General features: G+C 68.5%; 22 protein-coding genes. 13 read left to right on the top strand and 9 right to left on the bottom strand.

Going from position 1 to position 24,870, the window contains the following annotated elements:
• Positions 1 to 83: 83 nt before the first annotated feature.
• The 5 genes from ACZ5ZX_RS21150 to ACZ5ZX_RS21170 all read left to right on the top strand — a co-directional run bounded on the left by ACZ5ZX_RS21150 (position 84) and on the right by ACZ5ZX_RS21170 (position 5,484).
• Positions 84 to 920, top strand: a complete 837-nt coding sequence (locus ACZ5ZX_RS21150) for a Bax inhibitor-1/YccA family protein (protein ID WP_465503702.1) — start codon at positions 84 to 86, stop codon at positions 918 to 920.
• Positions 921 to 994: 74 nt separating this feature from the next.
• Positions 995 to 1,528 (top strand): LppU/SCO3897 family protein, encoded by a 534-nt coding sequence (locus ACZ5ZX_RS21155; RefSeq protein WP_465503703.1) that lies wholly within the window; start codon positions 995 to 997, stop codon positions 1,526 to 1,528.
• 143 nt (positions 1,529 to 1,671) lie between these two features.
• Positions 1,672 to 2,235 (top strand): LppU/SCO3897 family protein, encoded by a 564-nt coding sequence (locus tag ACZ5ZX_RS21160; RefSeq protein WP_465503704.1) that lies wholly within the window; start codon positions 1,672 to 1,674, stop codon positions 2,233 to 2,235.
• 219 nt (positions 2,236 to 2,454) lie between these two features.
• On the top strand, positions 2,455 to 3,723 hold the full coding sequence (locus tag ACZ5ZX_RS21165) for a YeeE/YedE family protein (protein WP_465503705.1): 1,269 nt from the start codon (positions 2,455 to 2,457) through the stop codon (positions 3,721 to 3,723).
• Positions 3,724 to 3,948: 225 nt separating this feature from the next.
• Positions 3,949 to 5,484 carry a DHA2 family efflux MFS transporter permease subunit gene (locus ACZ5ZX_RS21170; protein WP_465503706.1) on the top strand — a complete coding sequence of 512 codons (1,536 nt, stop codon included), beginning with the start codon at positions 3,949 to 3,951 and terminating at the stop codon, positions 5,482 to 5,484.
• A 94-nt stretch (positions 5,485 to 5,578) separates the two neighbouring features.
• Here the strand turns inward: ACZ5ZX_RS21170 and ACZ5ZX_RS21175 are convergent, their stop codons facing one another.
• Positions 5,579 to 6,799, bottom strand: coding sequence for an acetyl-CoA C-acetyltransferase (locus ACZ5ZX_RS21175; protein WP_465503707.1), 1,221 nt, complete (start codon positions 6,797 to 6,799; stop codon positions 5,579 to 5,581).
• Between the two features lie 193 nt (positions 6,800 to 6,992).
• Here ACZ5ZX_RS21175 and ACZ5ZX_RS21180 point away from each other — a divergent pair, with 193 nt between their 5' ends.
• The 6 genes from ACZ5ZX_RS21180 to ACZ5ZX_RS21205 all read left to right on the top strand — a co-directional run bounded on the left by ACZ5ZX_RS21180 (position 6,993) and on the right by ACZ5ZX_RS21205 (position 13,125).
• Entirely contained in the window at positions 6,993 to 8,363 is a 1,371-nt protein-coding gene (locus ACZ5ZX_RS21180; RefSeq protein WP_465503708.1) for a cystathionine beta-synthase, read from the top strand.
• Between the two features lie 233 nt (positions 8,364 to 8,596).
• Complete coding sequence (locus ACZ5ZX_RS21185) at positions 8,597 to 10,030, top strand: hypothetical protein (protein ID WP_465503932.1); 1,434 nt, start codon at positions 8,597 to 8,599, stop codon at positions 10,028 to 10,030.
• 153 nt (positions 10,031 to 10,183) lie between these two features.
• Positions 10,184 to 10,744, top strand: a complete 561-nt coding sequence (locus ACZ5ZX_RS21190) for a hypothetical protein (protein ID WP_465503709.1) — start codon at positions 10,184 to 10,186, stop codon at positions 10,742 to 10,744.
• A gap of 50 nt (positions 10,745 to 10,794) precedes the next feature.
• Positions 10,795 to 11,265: a hypothetical protein gene (locus ACZ5ZX_RS21195; RefSeq protein ID WP_465503710.1), complete on the top strand. Its 471-nt coding sequence runs from the start codon at positions 10,795 to 10,797 to the stop codon at positions 11,263 to 11,265.
• Positions 11,266 to 11,307: 42 nt separating this feature from the next.
• Entirely contained in the window at positions 11,308 to 11,916 is a 609-nt protein-coding gene (locus ACZ5ZX_RS21200) for a hypothetical protein (protein WP_465503711.1), read from the top strand.
• A 51-nt stretch (positions 11,917 to 11,967) separates the two neighbouring features.
• Positions 11,968 to 13,125: a cystathionine gamma-synthase gene (locus ACZ5ZX_RS21205; RefSeq protein ID WP_465503712.1), complete on the top strand. Its 1,158-nt coding sequence runs from the start codon at positions 11,968 to 11,970 to the stop codon at positions 13,123 to 13,125.
• 131 nt (positions 13,126 to 13,256) lie between these two features.
• On the opposite strand, the gene ACZ5ZX_RS21210 is transcribed toward ACZ5ZX_RS21205, so the two are convergent.
• The gene (locus ACZ5ZX_RS21210; RefSeq protein ID WP_465503713.1) at positions 13,257 to 13,538 is read right to left on the bottom strand and encodes a hypothetical protein; all 282 of its coding nucleotides are present in this window, start codon (positions 13,536 to 13,538) and stop codon (positions 13,257 to 13,259) included.
• A 93-nt stretch (positions 13,539 to 13,631) separates the two neighbouring features.
• Here ACZ5ZX_RS21210 and ilvA point away from each other — a divergent pair, with 93 nt between their 5' ends.
• Positions 13,632 to 14,834, top strand: a complete 1,203-nt coding sequence (ilvA, locus tag ACZ5ZX_RS21215) for a threonine ammonia-lyase (RefSeq protein ID WP_465503714.1) — start codon at positions 13,632 to 13,634, stop codon at positions 14,832 to 14,834.
• Between the two features lie 135 nt (positions 14,835 to 14,969).
• Here the strand turns inward: ilvA and ACZ5ZX_RS21220 are convergent, their stop codons facing one another.
• From ACZ5ZX_RS21220 to hppD, 6 genes are all read right to left on the bottom strand, one after another.
• A complete protein-coding gene (locus ACZ5ZX_RS21220) occupies positions 14,970 to 15,827 on the bottom strand; it encodes a ferredoxin (protein WP_465503715.1) in 858 nt (285 codons plus the stop codon).
• 28 nt (positions 15,828 to 15,855) lie between these two features.
• Positions 15,856 to 16,701, bottom strand: a complete 846-nt coding sequence (locus ACZ5ZX_RS21225; protein WP_465503716.1) for an immunity 49 family protein — start codon at positions 16,699 to 16,701, stop codon at positions 15,856 to 15,858.
• Positions 16,702 to 16,706: 5 nt separating this feature from the next.
• Positions 16,707 to 20,795 (bottom strand): hypothetical protein, encoded by a 4,089-nt coding sequence (locus ACZ5ZX_RS21230; protein ID WP_465503717.1) that lies wholly within the window; start codon positions 20,793 to 20,795, stop codon positions 16,707 to 16,709.
• On the bottom strand, positions 20,795 to 21,109 hold the full coding sequence (locus ACZ5ZX_RS21235; protein ID WP_061986152.1) for a type VII secretion target: 315 nt from the start codon (positions 21,107 to 21,109) through the stop codon (positions 20,795 to 20,797). Before ACZ5ZX_RS21235 ends, ACZ5ZX_RS21230 begins: the two co-directional genes overlap by 1 nt.
• A gap of 33 nt (positions 21,110 to 21,142) precedes the next feature.
• On the bottom strand, positions 21,143 to 21,685 hold the full coding sequence (locus ACZ5ZX_RS21240; protein WP_465503718.1) for a YbaB/EbfC family nucleoid-associated protein: 543 nt from the start codon (positions 21,683 to 21,685) through the stop codon (positions 21,143 to 21,145).
• Between the two features lie 214 nt (positions 21,686 to 21,899).
• Positions 21,900 to 23,099, bottom strand: a complete 1,200-nt coding sequence (hppD, locus tag ACZ5ZX_RS21245; protein ID WP_465503719.1) for a 4-hydroxyphenylpyruvate dioxygenase — start codon at positions 23,097 to 23,099, stop codon at positions 21,900 to 21,902.
• Positions 23,100 to 23,221: 122 nt separating this feature from the next.
• On the opposite strand from hppD, the gene ACZ5ZX_RS21250 reads away from it, so the two are divergent.
• Entirely contained in the window at positions 23,222 to 23,695 is a 474-nt protein-coding gene (locus ACZ5ZX_RS21250; protein ID WP_465503720.1) for an Lrp/AsnC family transcriptional regulator, read from the top strand.
• Between the two features lie 298 nt (positions 23,696 to 23,993).
• On the opposite strand, the gene ACZ5ZX_RS21255 is transcribed toward ACZ5ZX_RS21250, so the two are convergent.
• Entirely contained in the window at positions 23,994 to 24,797 is an 804-nt protein-coding gene (locus ACZ5ZX_RS21255) for an MBL fold metallo-hydrolase (RefSeq protein WP_465503721.1), read from the bottom strand.
• Between the last annotated feature and the right edge of the window lie 73 nt (positions 24,798 to 24,870).

Here is a 24,870-nt window from a genome sequence, read left to right on the forward strand (position 1 = left end):
AGTCGTCTTTACTTCGACGGGAACCGGGCGGCCCGCGCGGTCGTTGAACCCGATGCAGGTGCCAGTAGATCCAGGAGGATCAGGTGCGATCCAGTAGCAACCCGGCGTTCCGGAACCTGCCGCGTGGCGCGGCGGAGTACGGACCCAACGTAGGCTTCAACCAACCCCAGGGCGGGGTCCCCGGCTACGGCCCTCCGCAGACTTCCGCCGGTGCCGATGACCGTCCGATGACCGTCGACGACGTCGTCATCAAGACGGCGCTGAGCCTCGGTGTCGCGTTGATCACCGGTGTGCTCACCGCGATCTGGGCGATCGGCCAGATCCCGGTTTCGGCGACCGGCAAGATCACGGGCATCCCGATGGGCGTGATCGGCGTACTCGTCGGCGCGATGATCGTCGGCCTCGTGATTTCGCTGGTCATCATCTTCAAGAAGATGCCGAGCGGCCCGCTCACGCTGGCTTACTCGGCCGTCGAGGGTGTCTTCCTCGGCGCGATCAGCGGTCTGTTCGAAGCGATGTACCCCGGGATCGCGATCCAGGCGATCATCGGTACCGCTGGTGTCTTCATCGCGATGCTGGTCGTCTACAAGACGGGTGCCGTCAAGGTCACCCCGAAGCTGACGAAGTGGATCATCGGCGCCGTCGTCGGTGTCGCGATCCTGATGCTGATCAACCTCATCACGAGCTTCTTCGGCTTCAACCCGCTGCGTGACGGCGGGCCGATCGCGATCATCTTCAGCCTCGTGGTGATCGGTGTCGCGGCGTTCAGCTTCCTGCTCGACTTCGACCAGGCCGACCGGATGATCCGCGAAGGCATGCCGTCGAAGTGGGCGTGGTTCGCCGCCTTCGGCCTGATGACCACCCTGGTCTGGCTGTACCTCGAGATCCTGCGACTGCTGTCGTACTTCCAAAACGACTGACCGGATCTTCTCCGCGAAAGGGCGCTCCGAGCGATCGGGGCGCCCTTTTTCGTGCCTGCGAATACGCTGACCGCATGACCGAGCACAGTGGTGAACCGCCCAGGCCGAAGCGGTCGAAATGGTTTTGGGTCGGCATCCTGGTGCCGGTCGCGATCGTGGTGCTGAGCGCGTCTTCGTGGATCTTCGGCTACCTCTCCAGCACGGACGACGTCCGGGTCGGCGACTGTTACGCGATCACCACGTTCGGCGACGTCGACGAAGACCCGGTCAAGGCGGACTGCGGCTCGGTCGAGGCCAACGCCAAGGCCGGGGCGAAGACCGACGCCGGCGGTGCGTGCCCTGCGGGCGAGTACGACCAGCTCACCGTCGACAAGACCTTCGCCTCGTACAAGCTCTGCATGATGATCAACGCCAAACAGGGCGACTGTCTCGAGAACTTCCTCGCCGACAGCGTGGCCTATCAGAAGGTTCCGTGCTCGGATCCCACGAGGGACGCGGAGGTCCTGAAGGTGGTCGACGGTGTCGCGACCTGTGACGACACGGAAGCGACGCACCTCAAGAGCTACTCGACACCGCCTTCGACGGTGTGCGTGAAGAGCACCAAATAGCGATCCCGACCAGGGCTTTTCACTCTTTCGGGGACCTGCTTGGTGGCGTTGCTCACGCTACGTGTTTGATACCGAGGTTCACATTCCTTTCACACCTGTGAGGTTTCTCGGTGACCACTTCCCAGCCGGCCCCTGGGGGCCAAATGCCGGTGGGACAGCCCGACGCTTTCGGTCCGCCTCCCGGCGTTCAGCCGGTGGCGCCCAAGCGGTCCAAGCTCGCCTGGCTGAAATTCGCGATCCCGATTCTCGTCGTGGTGCTCAGCGCCGGCGCCTTCGCCGTCAACTACTTCACCGGTACGGGCAATGCCCAGGCCGGCGACTGCTTGAGCGTGACCGAGTTCTCGCGGAAAGCCGACGAGCCGACGAAGGCCGATTGCGGCGCGCAGGAGGCGAACGTCAAGATCGCCGCGCGCGTGGGTGGCGACGAGTCCTGCCCTGAAGGTGCCTACGACACCATCTCGATGTCCGGCCGGATCTCGTACAAGCTGTGCCTGATCGTCAACGCGAAGCAGGGCGACTGCCTCAAGGGCTTCAACTCGAAGACCGCCGGCTACCAGAAGGTGTCCTGCACAGATCCCGCCAAGGACGCGGAACTGGTGAAGATCGCCGGCGTCGCGGACGAGGCGTCTTGTGAGGGCACCGATGCCACGCGAGTGGCGGTGTACTCGACGCCGCCGACCACGATCTGCATCAAGACGGCCGCGTAGTAGCCCGAAGTCTCGCGTGAAGGCCTCCTTCCCTCGGCTGAGTCGAGGGAAGGAGGCCTTCACGCGCTTCGGGGGGAGCAAGGGACCTTTGGTATCGCCGCCGCCATCCGGGCCTGCGGGCGCGTCCGTTCGTCGCACACTGTGGGACGGGCTGCGACCGGGCGGTCACGCGACCTAACGTTGCTCGTCCCCAACCCCGCCGATCGACCTGGAGTCCTGGTGGCGACGACAGAAGCCCAACCCGGTGCGAAGAAGCTCCTCGACTTCCCGACCTCCTGCGCCGCCCCGGTCCCGCAACCGGAGGAGCCGGTCAAGGCCGTGCCGCTGGCGGTCGCGGGTGTGCTCGCCGTCGGCCTGACCTGGTACGTCTGGGCGGCACACGGGGCGAAGTTCGGTGTCCTGCTCATCCTCGGGCTCCTGCTCGGACTCGCGCTCTTCCACTCCCGTTTCGGTTTCACCTCGGCCTGGCGTCAGCTGATCGCGGTCGGAAACGGTCAGGGCCTGCGGGCGCACACGTTGTTGCTCGGCACGGCCGCGACGCTGATCGCGTTGATCGTCGGCACCGGTTCCGGTCTGTTCGGCAGCACGCCGAATCCGACGGCAGGCGGATTGGGGCTCGCGCTGTTCGTCGGCGCGACGATCTTCGCCATCGGCATGCAGCTGGGTGGCGCGTGCGCGTCGGGAACGCTGTTCGCGGTCGGCTCGGGGCAGTCGACGATCGTGCTGACGCTCGGCGGGTTCATCACCGGCTCGGTCCTCTACACGTGGGCGTATCCGCTGCTTTCGGGCTGGCCCGAGTTCAAGGGCATCCTGCTCGCCGACCACGTCGGCTGGTTCGGTTCGTGGGCGATCACCGTCGCCGTTCTCGTCGCGATCGTGCTGGGCACCCGGTTCGTGCAGAAGCGCCGCAACCCGCCGCCGGTCGGCGTCGTGCCGACCGCGCACGGGTTCGCCCGGATCTTCCGCGGCTCCTGGCCGATCCTCGTCGGTGCCGTCGTCCTCGGCGTGCTGGCAGGCGCGGTCTTCCTGGTCTCCGGCGGGATCTGGGGGGTCACGAGCGCGTTCAGCCTGTGGGGCGCCAAGATCCTGCAGGTGTTCGGCCTGCACCCCGAGACGTGGGAGTTCTGGCGGCTCAAGGCGAACGCGGCTTCGCTGGCGGCGCCGATCTGGAAGGACAAGAACAGCCTCACCGACATCGGCATCATGATCGGCGCGGGGATCGCCGCCGCGGCGGCAGGCGCCTGGAAGATCCACAGTTCGATCCCGTGGCGCACCGCCGTCGCCGCGGTGCTCGGCGGGATCCTGATGGGTGTCGGTGCTCGGATGGCGGGCGGCTGCAACATCGGCGCCTACCTCGGCGGTATCTCCGTCGGCAGTCTGCACGGCTGGCTGTGGGGTGTGTTCGCGCTCGGCGGCACTTGGCTCGGGCTCAAGCTGCGGCCGCTTTTCGGGCTCGGCAACCCGGCTCCCACAGACAGCGTCTGCTGATCACTCAGTGTGACAAACCGTATGCGGGCTTGCCCTTTCGGCCCGCATACGGGGAAAAAGTTGGCAAGTAAAACCCGCGTTCGGCTACCCTCGGCTACATGTTCTCGCTTGTGTATTAGTGCACAAGCGTCATGGGGAAGGTTCGGCGCAGGCGCCGGGCATCAATCTCGCAGTCGCGACCGGCGGGGGTCGTCGCGTCCGCTGATCACCAGGGACGGGTTTTTCATGTCAACGCAAGGTCCGGCCGCGCCCGCCGGAGACAAACTCGACGCCGGCGTGCTCAAGGTCGCCGGCGTCGTCATCCTCGGCGCGATCATGGCGATTCTCGACACGACGGTCGTCAACGTCGCGCTGCAGAAGCTGACCATCGAGTTCCAGACGTCGTTCGACACCATCCAGTGGGTCGCGACCGGCTACATGCTGGCGCTGGCCACGGTCATCCCGATCACCGGCTGGGCTTCGGACCGGTTCGGCACCAAACGGCTCTACCTGACGGCGATCGGGTTGTTCCTGATCGGCTCGATGCTCACCGGGATGGCCTGGGACGTCGAATCGCTGATCGCCTTCCGGGTCCTGCAGGGCTTCGGCGGCGGCATGCTGATGCCCGCCGGTATGACGATCCTGACCAGGGCCGCGGGGCCGCACCGGATCGGCAGGGTGATGGGTGTGCTCGGCGTGCCGATGCTGCTCGGCCCGATCGGCGGCCCGATCCTCGGCGGCTGGCTGGTCGACGCGGTGAGCTGGCGCTGGATCTTCTACATCAACGTGCCGATCGGCCTGATCACCATCCTGCTGGCCTGGCGCCTGCTGCCGAAGGACCGGCCGGAGCCCGGCGAGCGGTTCGACTTCGCCGGCATGCTGATGGTGTCGCCGGGACTGGCGGCGCTGATCTTCGGTGTCTCGAACATCCCGTCGGCAGGCGGTGTCGGCGCGGTGGAGGTCTGGCTGCCCGCGCTGGCCGGGATCGTGCTGCTGGTGGCGTTCGTGCTCCGGGCGAACCGGGTTTCGAACCCGCTGGTCGACCTGAAGCTGTTCAAGAACCGGTCGTTCTCCATCGCGATGGTGACGATGACGTTCTTCTGTGTCGCGTTCTTCGGCGCGATGCTGTTGCTGCCCACGTACTTCGTCCTCGCCCGCGGCGAGTCGGCGATGAACGCGGGGCTGTTGCTCGCACCGCAGGGTTTCGGCGCCATGCTGACCATGCCGATCGCGGGCAGGCTGGCGGACAAGATCGGCGCCAGGAAGATCGTGCTGCCCGGTCTCGTGCTGATGCTCGCCGGGCTGATCTCGTTCACCCAGGTCACCGCGACGACGCCGTACTGGCTGCTGCTTTCGGCGCTGTTCGTGATCGGGCTCGGCATGGGCGCGACGATGATGCCGATCACCTCGGCCGCGCTGCAGACGCTCGAACCGAAGGACATGGCGAGGGCGTCGACGGCGACGAACATCTTCCAGCAGACCGCCGGAGCTATCGGCGCGGCCGTGCTGTCGATCATTCTCGCGGCGCAGCTGGCCGGGAAGTTCGGCGTGCCGACCGCTCAGGGGCAGCTCGCCGCGACGGGCGCGATCATGAACCCGGCCACGCACGAGGCGGCCGCGGGATTGGCCGCGGACTCGTTCTCGACGACGTTCCTGTGGTCGATGATCCTGCTGGCGCTGTGCCTGGTCCCGGCGGCGTTCCTGCCGAAGACCAAGCCCGCGTTGCCGGAGGGTGCGGCCGACGGCGAGGTCCCCGCGGCGCCGCCGATCATGACCCACTGAGCCCGGAAGAGAGCAAGGGACCTTTGCTGGCGTTCGTTAGCGCACTAACTAACGACAGCAAAGGTCCCTTGCTCTCTTTTCGCAGGTCAGGGAGTCAGGAGAGGCGCTCGAGCACCATCGCCATGCCCTGGCCGCCGCCGACGCACATCGTCTCGAGGCCGAACTGCTTGTCGTGGTGCTGCAGCGAGTTGATCAGCGTCGAGGTGATCCGCGCGCCGGTCATACCGAACGGGTGGCCGACGGCGATCGCGCCACCGTTGACGTTCAGCTTGTCGAGGTCGATCCCGAGGTCCTTGTAGGACGGGATGACCTGTGCCGCGAACGCCTCGTTGATCTCGACGAGGTCGATGTCGCCGATCGACATCCCGGCGCGCGCGAGCGCCCGCTTCGACGCCTCGACCGGGCCGTAGCCCATGATCTCCGGCGACAGCCCCGAAACGCCCGTCGAGACGACGCGGGCGAGCGGCGTCAGGCCCAGCTCGCGAGCCTTGGTGTCGGACATGATGATCACCGCGGCGGCGCCGTCGTTGAGCGCGCAGCAGTTGCCCGCGGTGATGCGGCCGTCGGGGCGGAAGACCGGCTTGAGGCCGGAGACGCCTTCGAGGGTGACTCCGGCGCGCGGGCCGTCGTCCTTCGAGACCACGGTGCCGTCCGGCAGGGTCACCGGCGTGATGTCCTTGGCCCAGAAGCCGTCCGCGATGGCCTTCTCGGCGAGGTTCTGCGAACGGACACCGAACTCGTCCATCTCTTCACGCGAGACGTTCTTCAGCCGCGCGAGGTTCTCGGCGGTCTGACCCATCGCGATGTAGACGTCCGGCAGGGCGCCGTTCTCCCGCGGGTCGGTCCAGCTGTCGGCGCCTTCGGCGGCCACCTGCGCGGTGCGGGCCTCGGCGTCGGCGAAGAGCGGGTTGTGGGTGTTCGGCCAGGAGTCCGAGCTGCCGTTGGCGAAGCGCGAGACGGTCTCGACGCCGGCGGAGATGAACACGTCGCCTTCGCCCGCCTTGATCGCGTGCAGCGCCATGCGGGTGGTCTGCAGGCTGGACGAGCAGTACCGCGTGATGGTGCAACCGGGCAGGTGGTCGTAGCCGAGTTCGACGGCGACCGCGCGGCCCATGTTGAAGCCCTGTTCGCCGCCGGGGAGACCACAGCCCAGCATGAGGTCTTCGATCTGCGTCGGGTCGAGTTCGGGGACCTTGTCGAGCGCGGCGCGGACCATCTGCACGGTGAGATCGTCCGGGCGCATGCTCACCAGCGATCCCTTGCCGGCGCGGCCGATCGGGGATCGGGCGGTGGAGACGATGACGGCTTCGGGCATGGAACGACACTCCCTTGTTCTCGATCCAGACACGCGCTAAGCGGTTGCTCACCCGGCATCCTCCACCGGAGCGAGGTGCGGGTCAAAGGCGAACGCGACCTACGCCACTCTTTCGGCCAGCACCTACTCCGGTGGCCAGAGCCCGCCGGAGTTGAGTGGGCACATCCCGACCAGCGGCGTTTAGGCTGTCACTGTGGATTACGTCGAGCACATCGTGGACCTCGTGGGCAACACCCCGCTGGTCAAGCTGAACGCACTGGCCGAGGGGCTGCAACCGCTCATCCTCGCCAAAGTCGAGTACGTCAACCCCGGCGGCAGCGTCAAGGACCGTATCGCGCTGCGGATGATCGAGGCCGCGGAGCGTTCCGGCGAGCTGAAGCCCGGCGGCACCATCGTGGAGCCGACGTCCGGCAACACCGGCGTCGGGCTGGCCATGGTGGCGCAGCGCAAGGGGTACAAGTGCGTGTTCGTCTGCCCGGACAAGGTCAGCGAGGACAAGCGCAACGTGCTCAAGGCCTACGGCGCCCGTGTCGTGGTGTGCCCGACAGCGGTCGCGCCGGAGCATCCGGACTCCTACTACAACGTCTCAGACCGCCTAGTGCGCGAGATCGAGGGCGCCTGGAAGCCGAACCAGTACGCCAACCCGGAGAACCCCGCCAGCCACTATCACTCGACCGGCCCGGAACTCTGGCGCCAGACCGAGGGCAAGATCACGCATTTCGTCGCCGGAGTCGGCACGGGCGGCACGATCTCGGGTACTGGCAAGTACCTCAAGGAGGTCAGCGACGGCCGGGTCCGGGTCATCGGCGCGGACCCCGAAGGCTCGGTGTACTCCGGCGGATCCGGACGCCCGTACCTGGTCGAGGGGGTCGGTGAGGACTTCTGGCCGGACACCTACGACCGGAACATCGCCGACCAGATCATCCCGGTGTCGGACGCGCATTCCTTCGACATCACCCGCCGTCTCGCGCTCGAGGAGGGGCTGCTCGTCGGCGGCTCGTGCGGAATGGCCGTCGCCGCCGCGCTCAAGCTCGCCGAAGGCCTCGGACCGGACGACGTCGTCGTCGTGCTCCTGCCCGACGGCGGCCGCGGCTACCTCACCAAGGTGTTCAACGACGACTGGATGTCCTCCTACGGCTTCCTGCCGCCGGATTCCAGCGGCGCGACCGTCGGCGACGTCCTGATGAAGAAGAGCGGCTCGCTGCCGAGCCTGGTGCACAGTCACCCGAACGAAACGGTCGCCGAAGCGGTGGCGATCCTTTCGGAGTTCGGCGTCAGCCAGATGCCCGTGGTCAGCGCGGAACCGCCGGTCATGGCGGCCGAGGTGGTCGGCGCGGTCAACGAACGTGACCTGCTCGAAGCACTCTTCACCGGCAAGGCGCAGCTGGCCGACAGGCTCGAACAGCACATGTCGCCGCCGCTGCCGACCATCGGCGCCGGCGAGCAGGTGGGTTCGGCGATGAACGCGCTGTCGGGCGCCGACGGCGCGTTGGTGCTGGTCGACGGCAAGCCGGCGGGCGTCGTCACCCGTCACGACCTGCTCGCGTTTCTCGCGGGACGCTAAAGAGGCATTTCATCGGATGGCCGGGCCGGGGCGTTACGAGCGGCCCACCCGGCTATCCGATAGCGTATTGGGTGAGTTGAACTTTTATGTCCTCGTCAAGGGGGTTCAAGACCCAAATGAGTGCTCCGCAGCCACCGAATCAGCCTTGGGGTGGCGCCCAGCCACCGCAGGGACCCCCGAGTGGCCCCCAGCCGCAGCAAGACAACCCGTTCGGTTCCCCGGAACCGACCCAGGTGGTGCAGCCCGGCCAGCCCGCGCAGCCCGACTACGGGCAACCGCAGTACGGGCAGCCTTCGTATGAGCAGCCCCAGGGAGGCGGGTTCGGCGACACGCCGGAGCCCACGCAGGTCGTGCAGCCCGCCAGGCCCGGTGGTGACGCGACACAGGTCGTCCAGCCGGTGCAGCAGGGTTCCGGTGACGCGAACGCCACCCAGGTCGTGCCGCCGGTGAGCGGTGGCGGGGAAGCCCCCGGCGCCGACTCCACCCAGCTCGTGCCGCCGGGTTCGCAGCCGCCGGCCATCCCGTACGCCCCGCCGCCGAGCGCGGCCGACAACCCGGCCGCCGGTGCCTACGGCGCCCAGGGTGGCGGCTTCGGTCAGCAGCAGGGCTTCGGTGGGCCCCAGTCGGGCGGGTTCGACCCGTCGCAGGGGCAGCAGCAGCCCGGTTTCGGCCAGCCTCAGCAGGGCTTCGGCGGGCAGCCGCAGGGCGGTTTCGGCCAGCAGCCCGGTTTCGGCGGACCGCCGCAGGGCTACAGCCCCGCTCCCGCCGGTGGCGGCGGGAACCCGATGTTCGGGTTCATCGCCGGTGGACTGGTCGGCCTTCTCGGTCTTCTCGCGCTGGTCTTCAGCTTCGTGTACTTCGGTGACGCGAGCGACTACTCCGAAGGCCTCGACAGCCAGTCCTCGCGGCTCGGACAGGAAGCGGTCGACAAGCTTCTCGACCAGTTCGGCCTGGCGTCGCCCGGCACTGTCTGGCTCTACGTGATCCTGCTGCTGGTCGCCTCGCTCATCGCGACGGCGGCCGGTGCCGGTCTCGCACTGGCGGGCAAGCTTCCGGCCTCGATCAAGAAGATCGTGCCGATCGCGGTCACCGCGGGCGGTGCGCTTCTGCTGCTTTTCGGCATCCTGCTCCTGGGGTCCACGACGCCGTCGGGCGACGGTGTCCCGGACGAGGTCGGCATCGGCATCGGCCTGCCGCACCTGATCTTCGGCATCCTGATCCTGATCATCGGTGTGCTGGGCCTGATCCCGCCGACCGCGCAGTTCGTCGGTCTCGGTGGCGGCGGCTCGGCGCTCGGTGCCACCCAGAGCGGCCAGCCGGGCGGTTTCGGCGGTCCGCCGCAGGGCGGCTTCGGCCAGCCGGGGCAGCCCGGACAGTACGGTCAGCCGCAGCAGAACCCCTACGGTCAGCCCGGCCCGAATTCGGGCGGGTTCCCGCAGCCGGGCCAGCAAGGCGGTTTCGGTCAGCAGCAGCAACAGCCCGGCGGTGGCTTCGGCCAGCAGGGCCAGCAGCAAGGTGGTTTCGGTCAGCAGCCGCAGCAGCAGGGCGGTTTCGGCCAACCGCAGCAGCAGGGTGGTTTCGGGCAGCAGCCTGGTCAGCAGGGGCCGCCCAGTGGCGGTTTCGGCCAGCCGGGTCAGCAGCCCGGTCAGCCGCCGCAGCAGTGGTGATCAGCGGCCACTGAACGGTTTCGCGCAGAACGCCCCCGGCCTGTCGGCCGGGGGCGTTCTGTTTCCGTCGATGTCTTCCGATTCGTCCTCCACGGCCGGGTCCGCCGGGCTAGGGTGAGCGCCGTTGACCGACACCCGGCTGATGGGGGCGACGTGACCGGTCCGTACGGAGATCCCGCGCAGCAGCCCGGACCGGCCGGTTTCGGATACCCCGCACCGCAGGCGAGGCCGACCGGCGCGACGGCGATCATCGCCGCTCTGCTCGGGCTCGTCGCCGCGGTCGCCGCCGGGTACCTCCCGATCTACTTCTTTCTCAAGCTGCCGTCCGGCTTCAGCATCGGCGATCTGCCCGGTCTCGTGCTGACCGCGCTGGGGCTGTACCTGCTGGCCGCGCTGTTCCTCCTGGTCGGTGCGCTGTCGGCGTTCTTCCGCTCGGTCGCCGGCACCGTCCTGCTGCTCCTCGGCTCGCTGATGGTGATCGCCGCCGTCGTGATGGAACCGTTGGCGTTCAACGGGACCTACGGCGTGTACTTCCGTACGCAGTTCGAGTTCGAGTCGTTCGCCGCCATCGTCCGCGTGGTCATCTTCGCGGTCGTGCCGTTCACGGCGATCTTCGCGATCATCCCGCCGACGGTGAAGTATCTGCGTTGGCGGCCTTCCCCGGTCCAGCCCTACCGGCCACAGAACCAGTTTCCGCAGCAACGCGGTTGGTGAGATCCTGAGGCGTCCGGCGGTCGTCCGCCGGCTCGACTTGGGGGAGTCCCATGAGCCAGAACCAGTCTTCGGCGACCGCGATCGGCGCGGCCGTCCTCGCCCTGTTGTGCGGCATGCGTTATCTGTCCGAAGCAGGTGTCTTCGTCGTCCAACTCGCGTTTCTCGATACCGCGCCGCGGTACTTCGTGGGGATGGCCTGGAACGGGCTGCTGGCGGTGGCCCTGTTCGTAGGCGGCGTCCTGCTGCTCCTGCGGAAACCGCTCGGCCGCACCTTCGTGGTCGCCGGGGCGGCGCTCGGGCTGGTGGCCACCCTGCTCGCCAACGGGGACGCCCAGGCCTACTTCTTCGCCGAGGTGAACGGGCAGCCGACGGTCACGAACGACTTCGTCGCGTTCATGCTCTTCGCCATGGCCGTCTCCGCTCTGGTCCTGTCGGTGATCCGCCCGACTTCGGATTGGCTGGAGGGAAAGCGGCGGGAGGACGAAGAGCCGTCGAAGCAGGATCGGCTTCCCGGCTGGTAGCGGGGCTGACAGGATGAGGCGAGGAACTCGGCAGGGGGAGCGATGACGTATCAGCAGTACCCACCGCAAGGTGGCTATCCGCCACCCGGTGCCTATCCGCCGCCCGGAATGGCGCGGAAGCCGAACGGTGCCACCGGCATCATCGCCGGGATCCTCGCGATCCTCGGTGGCGTGTGGTTCTTGTCCGGTCTCGTCTGGTTGATCATCCTGTTGATCAACCGGGTGCGGTCGTACTTGATCGTCGGCGGGATCCTCGACGTCGCCGTCGGGGTGGTCCTGTTGATCGGTGGAATCCTGCTGCTCCGGCGCAAGAGCGCCGGGCGCATGCTCGTCGTGATCGGCGCGGGCGCGGCAATCTTCTTCGGGGCCGTCTCGATCATCCTGAGAGCGACCGGGGCGGACATCGTCTATGCCTACGGAGGAGTCTCGATCGTCTACGGGTTCTTCGGGCTGATCGTCCAGTTGCTGGTCCCGGCGATCGCGACCATCGTGCTGGCGTTGCTCCCGCCGACCGGCCGCTGGCTCGCGGCCGGGAAGCGGCCCGCGGTGTTCATGCCGCCGCAGAACTTCGGGTATCCCCAGGCGCCGCCCGGATATCCGCCTGCCGGTTATCCGCCGCCGCCGCAGGGTCCGCCACCCGGCCAGTGGTGAGTTCGATCCCAGACGATGGGATCCCGGGGTGGTGGTCGTACCCTTGACGGTATGGCCGACGACTACTCTCTGCTGGGCTTCGAGACACGCGCGATCCACGCCGGGCAGACCCCTGATCCCCGGACCGGCGCGGTCATCGTGCCGATCTACCAGACGTCGACCTACGCGCAGGACGGCGTCGGCGGTACGCGCGAGGGCGACTACGAATACTCGCGTACCGCGAACCCCACCCGCACCGCGCTGGAGGTCGCGCTCGCCGCGCTGGAAGGTGCCCGGCACGGCCTGGCCTACGCGTCGGGGATGGCGGCCAGCGACGTCCTGTTGCGGGCGACGCTGCGTCCCGGTGACCACCTCGTGCTCGGCAACGACGCCTACGGCGGCACGTTCCGGCTGATCGACAAGGTGCTCAGCCTGTGGGGCGTCGAGCACACGGTCGCCGATCTCGGGAACATCGCCGAGGTCCGCGCCGCGATCCGGCCGGAGACGAAGCTGATCTGGTGCGAGTCGCCGACGAACCCGATGCTGGGGATCGCCGACATCGCCGCGCTGGCCGAGGTCGCGCACGGCGCCGGCGCCCGTCTGGTCGTCGACAACACCTTCGCCACCCCGTACCTGCAGAACCCGCTTTCGCTGGGCGCGGACGTCGTCCTCCACTCGACGACGAAGTACCTCGGCGGGCACTCCGACGTCGTCGGTGGCGCGATCCTGACCAACGAGGACGAACTGCGCGAGCAGCTGTTCTACCTGCGCAACGCGGCCGGTGCGGTGCCCGGCCCGTTCGACGCGTGGCTGACCCTGCGCGGGATCAAGACGCTGGCGCTGCGGATGGAGCGGCACAGCGACAACGCCGAACTGATCGCCAGGATGCTGCTGAAGCATCCGAAGGTCGAGCGCGTCTACTACCCGGGCCTTCCGGAGCACCCGGGCCACGAGGTCGCTTCGAAGCAGATGCGGCGCTTCGGCGGGATGATCTCGTTCACCCACGTCGACGGCGAGCGGGCCGCGCTCGAGGTCGCATCGAAGACGAAGCTGTTCATTCTCGCGGAGTCGCTGGGCGGTATCGAATCGCTCATCGAGCACCCGGGCCGGATGACGCACGCGAGCACCGTGGGGTCGACCCTGCAGGTGCCGGACAACCTGCTGCGCCTGTCCGTCGGCATCGAGGACGGCAGTGACCTGATCGACGACCTGGCCAAGGCCCTGGGCTGACCGCCGCCGAGCCCAGGGTGGGAGCAAGGGACCTTTGCTATCGTTAGCGTACCCATGCTAACTAAGTGACAGCAAAGGTCCCTTGCTCTTTTCGCGCTGGTCAGCGCGGTGTGGTGGGAGGCATCGCCCGGTTACGGGCGGAAGTTGCCGGGCTGGACGCCGCCGATCTCCGAGTCGGCTTCGTGCGTGGTCCCCTGCGGCGCGGCGGGCAGCTCGGAGCCGTCGACGCAGCCGCCGACGAGTTCGATGTGGTTGTCGTGCCGGATGTACTGGCCCGGGTCCACGCAACCGGCGCGATCGACCGTGTAGACGGCGGCGCCGGTCAGCAGCGCGGCCGAGGTCAGTGCCAGCACGGCAGGCAGTATCCCGGCGGACCGGGTCGCCCGGACCCTGCCGATGTTCCCCCGTGCCATGCGCGCTCCCTGGTCGCCTTCACCGCCGTCGTCAAGAGTACCCGGACAGTGAACTTGTCACGTGACGTATCCGCCAGGTGGCATCATCCGGTCATGGAACTGGTCGGCGTCGAGAGGGTCCGGGCGGCCCGCAAGCTGCTGGAAGGCGTGACTCGCGTGACTCCCATGGAGCACGCCAGAGATCTTCGGAAGCTCCATGGCGGCCCGGTCCACCTCAAATGCGAGAACCTCCAGCGCACGGGTTCGTTCAAGATCCGCGGGGCGTACACCCGGATCCACGGCCTGTCCGCCGGGGAACGCGCCCGCGGGGTGGTCGCGGCGAGCGCGGGTAATCACGCGCAAGGGGTCGCGCTCGCGTCGGCGCTGCTCGGGACGAAGGCGACGGTCTTCATGCCGCAACGCGCGCCGCTGCCGAAACTCGCCGCCACCCGCGGCTACGGCGCCGACGTCCATCTGCACGGCGAGGTGCTGGAGGAGACCCTTGCCGAGGCGATCGCGTTCGGCGAGCGCACCGGGGCGGTGTTCATCCATCCGTTCGACCACGCGGACATCATCGCCGGGCAGGGCACCGTCGGGCTGGAGATCCTCGACCAGGTCCCGGGGGTCCGGACGGTGCTGGTCTCGACCGGAGGCGGCGGTCTGGTCGGCGGGGTCGCTTCGGCGGTGAAGGCGCTCCGGCCGGGAGTGCGGATCGTCGGTGTCCAGGCCGAGGAAGCCGCCGCGTATCCGCCGTCCCTGGCCGCGGGCGAGCCGGTCCGGCTGCGTGAGATGCACACGATGGCCGACGGGATCGCCGTCGGCCAGCCCGGGCCGATCAGCTACGCGCATGTCGCCGAACTGGTCGACGACGTCGTGACGGTGACCGAGGAGTCGCTTTCGCGGGCGGTACTGCTTTGCCTGGAAAGGCGGAAACTCGTCGTCGAACCGGCGGGTGCGGCCGGGGTGGCGGCGCTGATGCAGCATCCGGGTGCCTTCGAGCCGCCCATCGTGGCGATTCTTTCGGGCGGCAACGTCGATCCGGTGCTGCTGCTCCAGATCGTCCGGCACGGGATGACCGCGGGCGGCCGCTACCTGAAGCTGCGGCTACTGGTGCCGGACAGGCCGGGCTCGCTCGCTTCGGTGCTTTCCCGCGTCAGCGAACTGGGCGCGAACGTCCTGGACGTCGAGCACTCGCGGGTTTCGGGGAGTCTCGCGCTCGGTGAGGTCGAGATCTCCCTCGCGCTGGAGACTCGCGGCCCTTCGCATTGCGCCGAGGTGGCGGAGGCACTGCAGAAGGCGGGCTGGACGGTCGTTTGAACGCGAGTGTGACGGGTGACGTGTTATGAACGGGACTTTCATTGCAAAATTTGCAATGAAAGTCCCGTTCATAACACGCTCGAGTCCTATCCCAAGGACGGCGCGCGTCGCCACTTGACGGACAGGCGGCAGGTCCTAAGTGGACGGTTGGCCGGTGATGGCGGCGACCGCCAGTTCGCGTTCGGGCTCGCCGACCTCCGGCAGGGTGAACCGCAGCGCCCGGATGTGGGTGAGCAGTTCGGGATCGGGTGCCACGTCGTGCTCGCGCAGGTAGTAGGCGACCGCGCCCGGCCAGTACCACCGGCCGTCCGTGCGGAAGTTCAACGGCACCAACGGTTCCCGGTCGGGTTCGAACGCGTCGGCCTCATAGGTCCGTGACGCCAGCACGACCGGCGCGCCGTCGAGGTACTCCAGCACGCGGTCCCGCTCGGCGGGAGACAGCGGCTCGCGGTCCACCACCGGACGGCCCGACTCGTCGAGTCCGTCGTAGACACGCGGAGACTTCAAGGCCTCCGGCGTCTCCGCGGGCGGGGTCGCCACCAAGGGCTGGGCGGGTTCCAGGCCTGCCCGCTGCCGCAGCCACGGCGGGATGTTCTGTTCGGCGCGCGGGAAGAACCGGAGTTCGTCCTGGAAGCCGATCGGCGGTGGCGCCTGCCGCCACGGCGGCTCGACGTCCAGCAGGAAGTCCGTGCCGAGCACCGTCGCCGAGCCATAGACCAGGATCGCGCTCAGCCAGGTCCCTCGGCCGGGCTGGTACATCCCCGTACGAAGATTTCCGAGCAGCTGCACGGCTTCCGGGCTCGGCTGCGCCGGGCGGGGCAGCCCGTCCTGACCGGTGACGAGCAGGTCGACCTCGACATGCCTGCCCGCCGCCCGGTACTCGACGCGCATCTGCTGCCAGCCCGGCGGCAGCGGGGTCGCGAGGGCATGGCCGATCTGCCAGACGAGCTGCTGTTGCTGCTGCTGGTTCAACGGCACCTGTGGTCGGCTCATGTCCCCTCCTTCTTCATCCGCGCCGACGTCACGCGGACGGGCGGGTGCCCTGCAGGAAGTTCGACGGCAGGTACTCCGACTCCACTTCCACGGACATTCCGACGGACTTGGCCAGCACCGCGATGGCGAGCGGGGCGAACGCGATGAAGCCGTCGGGCTCGTCGGCCAGGTCCTCGTCGCTCGTCCAGTACTTCCGGTGCTGTTCCAGTGCGCGTACCAGGGAGACGACGAACTTGTCCGAGTCACGGCGGAGCAGGTAGTAGAACATTTCGACCGGCGGATAGACGAGCTGTGCCATGACGCGCGGCGGCGTGCTTCCCCCGGCGTCGGGGTCGGTACCGTCCATGACGGTGTTGAACAGCTCGGGAGTGATCTCCTGGTTCGTCAGGAAGTTCCGGATGGTCCGCACCCAGGGATAGACATAGGCGTCGTGCTCGACACCCGAGGCCCGGAGTACTTCCTCCGGGATGGCGCACAGCTGTCGGACGAGGTCGTCTTCCCTGCTGACGATCGCGAGCCAGACGGCGGAAAGCCAAGCACCCGCGTTCGCGTAGGACACCGGGCCGGTGGCCTTGAACCGCGAGGGTTTCGCGACCACGGCTTCGATCTCGCCTTCCCCGGCGGCGGCCGCGGTGAAGATCGCCGTCGCGGCCTGAGCCGCGGTCCGGAGATCCTCCCAGGTCTGCGCTTCCGCGGCCGTCGGGTCCAGAACGGACTCGTACTGGGTGAGCGCCAGTGCCCGGCCCAGGACGTTCTTCAACGCGGCCGGGTCCTGCTCGACATAGTCGATGTAGAAGCTGATCTGCGGAGCGAGGACGTCGAGGAGCTTCTGGACCGCGTCTCGGTCCACCGAGTGCCTCGGCACGGTTGTCATGGGTCTCATCCCTCGTTCGGCGGTGGCGGTGGCTCGGGCAGCGGCGACTTATAGCCGATCCCGCCGTACGGCTTGAAATCGTATCCGAGGTTCACATGCGGGGTGACCGACTCGTCGACCTGGGCCCTGATCTCGATGTAGTCGAGCCGCTTCTCCAGCTTCGCCCGCTCCAGGTCTTCGGCCAGGCCCGGATCGGTTTTCCTGGTCTTGGCCACGAGGTCGTCGTAGTAGTCCGGATGTCCTTGTCGGACAACGCGGTCTTCGGCCTTGAGGTAACGCGTGCTGGGCTTGCCGCCCGGCCCTTTCGCCTCGTGGACGACGTAGTGGGAGTCCTTGACGCCGGCGTACTTGACCTCCCAGATGTGGTCGAAATTGCCCGGCCCCGGCTTGCTGCCGTCGGTCGGGTGCCGCGGGGTGATGTCGGCGCGGACCTCACCCTTCGAATCGACGATCTGGTAGCGCTGGCTTCCTTCCGGGGCGTCCGGATGGGGCCGCACGTCGAACTGTTCGTCGGGGAAGGCCGCGCTGAAGTCGCGGTGCAGGCGGTCTCGGATGGCGTGGTTCGAAGCCTCCTCGCCCAGTACCTCCGAAGCGTGGTTCTTGGCGCCGAAGGCTTTGGACCATTCGTCGGTCCCTTCGGTCTTCTTGTCGAATTCGTCCTGCTTGAGGCGCCGTTCCTCGATCTTCTCGTCGATCCGGTCGTAGTCGCGTTCCCGCCAGTTCCGCGTGTCGACGTCTTCGCCCGGTGTGCGCTGGTCGGGAGTGTCCGAAGAGGTGTCCTGTTGGGACGGACTCCGCGAATCGCCGTCTTGACCATCCGAACCCGACTCCGGCTTGTCCTCGCGCTTCGGCGGGAAGCTGTCCGAGCGGTCCTTGTCGAAGCCCTGGAATTCGGCGGGCGGGCGCTCACTCTTGAACCTCGGCTGGCCGTTGACCAGGTCGACCTGCGGCGGGTTCGCGTCGTAGTTGGGGTCGTTCACGCTGCGGCGCGGGTTGACGCGCAGCTCCGGGCCGTCCTTGCCGGGGTACTCGTAGTAGTTCGCCTTGCGGTAGTCGTCGTCGGCGATCTTTTGCCGCGGTGTCCGGCCGTTCTCGTCCGGCTTGTCCTGCCAGCCCGGCTGGCCGTCGTCGTCGCCGTCGCCGCGGCTGCGGGCGCTGTCGGCGTCCACGTCCTGCTTGTCCGCGTGCGAGGTGTCCGGCGTGAAGCCGTCGTCGCTCGCCCGGCGGGCGGTGCCGTCGGGGCTGTGGACGTCCCATTCGCCGTTCGGCGGGATCTTGGGCCGGGGGCGGCCGTCGGGCCCGATCTCGTAGTCGGACGAGAAGACGCGCCCGTTCGAGTCGGTCCACGCCGGTTTGCTCGGCGCCATGACCTCGGTGTCGAGCTCCCGCGACAGACGGCGCGCGAAGTCGTTCGAGCCCGCGTCGCAGCCGATCAGCCTGATCGGGCGGCCGTCGTAATCGCCGTTGCGGCGCAGGATGTCCGCGAATTCCTCGGGGGTGTAGGTGCGGTTGCCGATCCGGGCGTGCCCGTCCGGGGTGACGTGCACGTCGACCGTGTAGCGGCCGTCCGGGTCCGGCTGGACGCGGTGCGGCAGGTCGCCCATGTCCGCGTCGCCGCGGTGATACGAGCTACCCGCGGGAGTGCTTTCGGAATGCCGCTGGTTCACCTCGTCCGGCGTCAGCGGCCGGTCCGGTTCGCCGTCGGGGCCGCGGTCGTGCGGTGAGCCGTCGGGATGACCGTTCGGGTCCTGGCGCGGGCCGTGCCCGTCGGGACCGTGGCCGTCCGGCGAATGCGGCGGCCCGGAGTGGCCACCGGGGCCGCGGCCGCCCGGTCCGGTGTTGCCGGGACCGGTGCCGCCGGGCCGGGTGCCGGGGCCGTGCGTGCCCGGCGCGCCGGTGTGCGGCTGTGCGCCGGGGCCGAAGTCGTTGCCACGGGCCACCGGTTGCGGCTGATGCGGCTGGTTCGGCCGCCCACCGGGACCGGTCTGGCCGGGACCGCGGCTGGGGCCGGTGTGGGTGTCGGGAGTGCGCGGGGCGTGCGTGTCCGGGGTGCGCGGCGAACCGGGCGTGCCCGTCCAGCCGCCACCCGGCGGCCTGCCACCGGGTGAACCCGGGGTCCCGCCGGGAGTACCGCCGCCAGGCGCGCCCTGGGGCGGCATGCCGCCGGCCACCGGCTGACCCTGCGGTGGGATACCCGGCGAACCGTCGCCACCGGTGCCGCCGCGCTGCGAAGGAACGTGTGACGGGCCGGCGTCGCCGAGCCGCGGCGCCGTGGGCGCGGTCCCACTGGTCGTGGTGGAGCTGTCGGTCGGCCGGGTGGGGCTGCCGCCGTCGTTGCCGCCGTGGTGGCCGGGCGACGGGTCGGAACGCGGGGTGGGCGAACCACCGCCGTCACCGCCGTGCGTCCGGGGCGAGCCGCCGCTGTCGCCGGTGTGGGTGGGCGTACCGCCGGTGTCCGCGCGCGTGGGGCTCGGTGAGCCACCGTCCGGGGTGTGACTCGGGGAGCCGCCGGTGTCGGTGCGTGTGTGCGGGGCTGGTGAGCCGCTGTCGGGGGTGTGGGTGGGCGAACCGCTGGTGTCGGTGCGGGTGTGCGGCGCCGGGGAACCACCGTCGGGGGTGTGACTCGGGGAGCCGTCGGTGCGTGTGTGCGGGGTTGGTGAACCACTGTCGGGGGTGTGGCTGGGGGAGCCGCCGGTGTCGGTCCGGGTCTGCGGCGCCGGGCCGCTGTCGGCACGGGCCGGGCTCGGCGAGCCGCCGTCGGTGCGGGTGTGCGGGGCGGGTGTGTCGGCGCGGGCGGCACTGGGGGAGCCGCCATCGCCGGTGTGGGCGGGGGATCCGCCATCGGACCGCGGCGAGGAACCGCCGCCGTCCGGCGCCCTGCCGAGGTTACCGTCCGAAGTGGACGGTGTGTCGCCATCGCCTGTGCGACCGGGAGAGCCGCCGTCCGAGCGGGACGGGGAACCGCCACTGTCCCTTGTGGACGGTGAGCCGCCGCCGTCGCCACCGCGGGTGGTGGTGCTCGACGGGGAGTCGCCGCCGGAATCACCTTGGCGAGATCCCTCGGAACCGTTCGAGCCGTTCGACCCCGAATCGCCCGAGCGGCCGGAGTCGCCATCGGAACCGTTCGAGCCGTCGGAACCGTCGCCCGAACCGTGGGAGCCGTCGCCGTCCGCACCGTTCCCGGATCCCGTGCCACCACCGTCGGGTCCGCCGGATCCGCCGCCGCGGCCGCCGCGCTGGATGAAGCCACCCGGCTTGATGTTCTTGGGGTTGAGCGCGTCGAGGCCGGTGACCTTGCCGGCGATCTTGCCGAAGATCTTGATGATCTTCTCGAAGACGTCGGCCAGCTTGCCGAGCAGCGGCGAAACGCGCCGCATCGCGTCGCACAATTCCTTGAGCTTGTCGGCGATCTTCGCGGCCCACTTCGCGATCGCGGTGACGGCCTGCGCCACCACGACGGGCGTGCCGAAGCCGAGGGAGAACACCGTCTCCATGACCCACGCGATGAGCTTGCCGACCGCGTCCGCGATCAGCTGGCGGATGAATTCGCGGACGAACGCGACGATCTCGCCGAAGATCATCACGACGGTGCTGATCCCGCCCGCGACGGTCGCCGCCGCGCCGATCGCCTCCGCCTGTTCCGCGGCCTGTTTGCGGTACTGGTCGCCCGCTTCGCCGGTCCAGCCGGAGGTGCCGTTCTTGACCGTGTTCGTGAACTCGACCTGGGTGTCTTCCAGCTTCTTGGCGACGTTGCCCCAGGTTTCGGAGTACGACTGGATCACCGGCGGATCGCCTGCCACCGCGTCCAGCATGTCCTTCAGCGGCTGCATGTGTTCCATCAGGAACGACGCCACCGACGACATCAGGTAGCCGAACGGGTCGATCGCCGCGCTGGCGATCTCACCGGCGAGGCTCAGCACGCCGAGCCCGCCGCCCACCCAGTCGCCGTTCGAGATGCCGTTGAAGGCGTCCATGGCCGACTCGGCGACGCCGACACCCGCCGCGTAGCCGTATTCGCTGTTCCCCGCCGTCAACGGGCCAGGGCCGTCACCGTCTGTCGGCGCCTTCGCGACGAGCGGATTTCCCTCGGGCATCAGTCAGGCACCTGCACGTTCTTCAGCTCCGCGGCGAAGTTCTCGTCCTGCGCGTGGTAGGCGTTGGACGCCGACCGCACGTTGTTCGCCACCGCCGTCGCGGCTTCGACCGCCTTGTTCAGCGCGTTGATGCCGAATTCCTCGACCGGGTCGAGCATCATCCGGAACGGCTGGCAGATGATGCCGTACGCGTCTGTCGGCATGCTCACCTGCTGCGCGGCGTCGACCGCGGTACGCAGTCCGTCGGCGATGCCGTCGATCTGCTTGGCGTGCGCGTCGAGGTCGGAGCCGAGCTCGTAACCCTTGCCTGCCATGGTGTCTCCCCTCTACCCGGCCGGATGGAACGTCTACGAAAGGATGCTGCCGCCGAAGTCGTCGTCATCGTCGTCCTGCGTGCGGCGGCGGCGCGGGATCGGCTTCGGCTGTGGCGGCGCGGACGCGGCGGGCGGCGGGGGCTCCTCCTCTTCGGGGCCGAAGCGGTGGTGCCGCTCGGGCTCCGGCGGAGCGAGCTCCTCTTCCGGCGGCGCTTCGGGGAAGGTGCTCTGGGCCTCCGCGATCACGCGGCTCGCCGTCTCGTCGGTCGTGCCGACCGTTTCGGCCATCGCCTGCTGCAGCAGTTCGGGGATCCGCGACTGCGCGAGCTGCACGAGCCGCATGACCTGCGCCGAGACCTCGGCCATCCGTTTGCCGCTCGCGGCTTCGGAGATCACGAGATTGGTGAGCAGGCCCTTGGAGTCGATGGTCACTTCGACGGTGTTGTCCTTCGACCGCTCCGTCACGGTCTGTCCCTGCATGCGCGCCGCCATCGCCTGATAGCGCGCGGCGGTCTCCTGGATCTGCTTCGTCCAGTTGTCCACCATCTGTTCGCTGGCGTCGACGTTGTCCGGCATCGGGACCCTTCCACAAGCTGCATGCTGACGTCTTCACACTGACGGTCCGAAGACGCCACCGGTTCCGGTGAGCGTTGAGATTTTCGTCGGCCATTTTAGGCCGTGTCCGGTGTACCACCCTGGGCCGACAAAGTCGGGCCGCTCACGCAGCGAAAGGGCCCCTCACCGCACCGAATGCGATGAAGAGCCCTTTCGCGCCTGCGAACTGCCGGGGTCAGAGGTTGCCGCGGCGTTCCTGCTCACGCTCGATGGCCTCGAAGAGGGCCTTGAAGTTGCCCTTGCCGAAACCGAGCGAACCGTGCCGCTCGATGAGCTCGTAGAACACCGTCGGCCGGTCGCCGATCGGCTTGGTGAAGATCTGCAGCAGGTAGCCGTCCTCGTCGCGGTCGACCAGGATGCGGTGCTCCTTGAGCTTCTCGATCGGCACCCGGACCTCGCCGATCCGCGCGCGCAGCTCCGGGTCGTCGTAGTAGGAGTCCGGGGTGTCGAGGAACTCGACGCCCGCCGCGCGCATCGCCTTCACCGTCGTGACGATGTCGTTGGTGGCCAGCGCGATGTGCTGGCAGCCCGCGCCGCCGTAGAACTCGAGGTACTCGTCGATCTGCGACTTCTTCTTCGCGATCGCGGGCTCGTTGAGCGGGAACTTGACGCGGTGGTTGCCGTTGGAGACCACCTTGCTCATCAGCGCCGAGTACTCGGTCGCGATGTCGTCGCCGACGAACTCCGCCATGTTCACGAAGCCCATGACACGGTGGTACCAGTCGACCCAGTAGTCCATCTTGCCGAGCTCGACGTTGCCGACACAGTGGTCGACGGCCTGGAACAGCCGCTTCGGCGCGCCCTCGGGGCGGACGATCTTGCTCTCGCGCGGCTCGTAGCCGGGCAGGTAGACGCCCGTGTACCTCGACCGGTCGATCAGCGTGTGGCGGGTCTCGCCGTAGGTCGCGATCGCGGCGATCCGCACCGTGCCGTGGTCGTCGGAGACGTCGTGCGGCTCCTCCAGGACGGTGGCGCCCTGCGCGCGGGCGTGCTCGATGCACTTGTCGACGTCGGCGACCTCGAGCGCGAGGTCGATGACACCGTCGCCGTGGCGGCGGTGGTGGTCGAGCAGTGGGGAATCCGGCTTGACGCCACCGGTGATCACGAAGCGGGCGGAGCCGGACTTCAACACGAACGACTTGCGCTCGAAGTTCCCGGTCTCGGGCCCGGAGTAAGCGATGAGCTGCATGCCGAACGCGACCTGGTAGAACCACGCGGTCTGCGTGGCGTTGCCCGCGATGAACACCACCGCGTCCATCGACTTCACCGGGAACGGGTCGGTCGAAGAATCGTGGTCGACGAGGCCGACGAGCTGACGCAGCTGGTCATAGCTCACGTCGTCAAGAGCACCCTGGGGTTCCATTGTGTGCGTCATGCCCAGAAGCATCCGAGCGCGTGACAAAATGTGCAACGGTCAAAGATTTCACTGCACACTATGCCCAGTGATGGCGGGGGTGACACTGTCATAGTGGACAACCTGTGTAGGAGGTAGGGGCGATGCCGGAAAGCCTCGACGCGCTGGACGCGCGGCTGCTGCTGTTGCTCACCGACTCGCCACGGCTCGGCGTGCTCGAATGCGCCCGTCGTCTCGGCGTCGCGCGGGGCACCGTGCAGGCACGGCTGGACCGGCTGACCGAACGCGGGATCCTCGGCGGTTTCCCGCCGGAACTCGACCTCGCGGCGATGGGCTACGGCCTCACCGCGTTCGCCGTCCTCGAGATCGCGCAGGGGCGCCGGGCCGAGGTGGTGGCGGCGTTGTCCGCGATCGACGAGGTGTGCGAGGTCTACGCGACGACCGGACAGGGCGACCTCTTCGTGCGGATGGTCGCGCGCAACAACGACGATCTGCAACGGGTGGTCGACGAGGTGGTCGGCGCGCCGTACGTGCGACGGACCTCGACGTCGATCGCGTTGTCGACGCCGGTTCCGCCGCGCGTACGGCCGCTGCTGGAACGGCTGGCCCGGTCGTGAGTGGCGATTCGGGTCAGTGAGGGGTTAGGCGAAGGTGTCGTTGTGGACGCGGGGTCACGGCACGTTTTGCTTACAACTCGGTGAAGTACGTGAAGGACCCCTTCCCCATTCGAACCCCGCAAACCCCAGCGATGTCACACCCGAACCACCAAGAGCAGCACTGGCCACCAGCCCCGCCACTCACCGCGGCCGGGAGTCCGTGAAGGCACTCCCTGTGGCGGGCGGCGCGCAGTGTTACCGCTAGTAAGGGGTTACTGCGGAAGGAGCCTTCACGGTCGGCACTCCCGCCACGAGCACGTCAGAGCACTTGGGCCAGGTACCGCTTCGCCGACCGCTGGACGGCCGCGTGCCCGTCGGTGCGGATGATCGCGTCCCACCAGGCGCCGTAGATCGCCTCGAACGCGTACGGTTCGAGCATCTCGGCCGCGCGCCGGACGACCTCGGGGCGCTCCGGGATCAGGTTCGGGTAGCTGTACATCATGCCGACGAACCGGCGATCCGGGATGACCTGCAGGATGTCGCCCGCGAGCACCGCGCCGCGGCCGTTCTCACCGCCCGGCCAGTGCAGCACCGTCCCTCCCTCGAAGTGCACGCCGAGGTTGAGCAGCCGCAGGTCGGGTGCGACGTCGAGGGTCGCGCCGCTCCACAGTTTGATGGCCGGGTCCTGCCTGCCGATCCACTGCCGGTCGTTCTCGTGCAGGTAGACGGGCACGTCGAAGGCGTGGGCCCATTCGACCATGGTGGTGTAGTAGTGCGGGTGGCTGATCGCGATCCCGGTGATCCCGCCGAGTTCGCGGACCCGCGCGACGAGGTCGTCGTCGATGAAGCCGGCGCAGTCCCACAGGAAGTTGCCGGATTCGGCCTTGACCAGCAGCGCGCGCTCGCCGATGGCGAAGTTGGGGGTGGATCCGACCCCGATGAGACCGGGGCCCTGCTCTTCGACGCGCGCGGTGTACGTCCCACTCTCGCGCACGGTCTTCAGGTCGGTCCACCGCTGCCCCGCCTGCGGGACGTACTGACGTTCGTCCTCGCAGATCGGGCAGTCGGACCGGGGTTCCGCGTACTGCATGCCACAGGCGACGCAGATCGGTAGCTCGCTCATCGTTTCCCTCCAGAATTATCCGGGGGTCACGCTAACGGCTCATATGCGCGCCCGGCCATATCGGGTCGGGCGC

It is taken from the genome of Amycolatopsis sp. NPDC033938 (assembly GCF_055575975.1).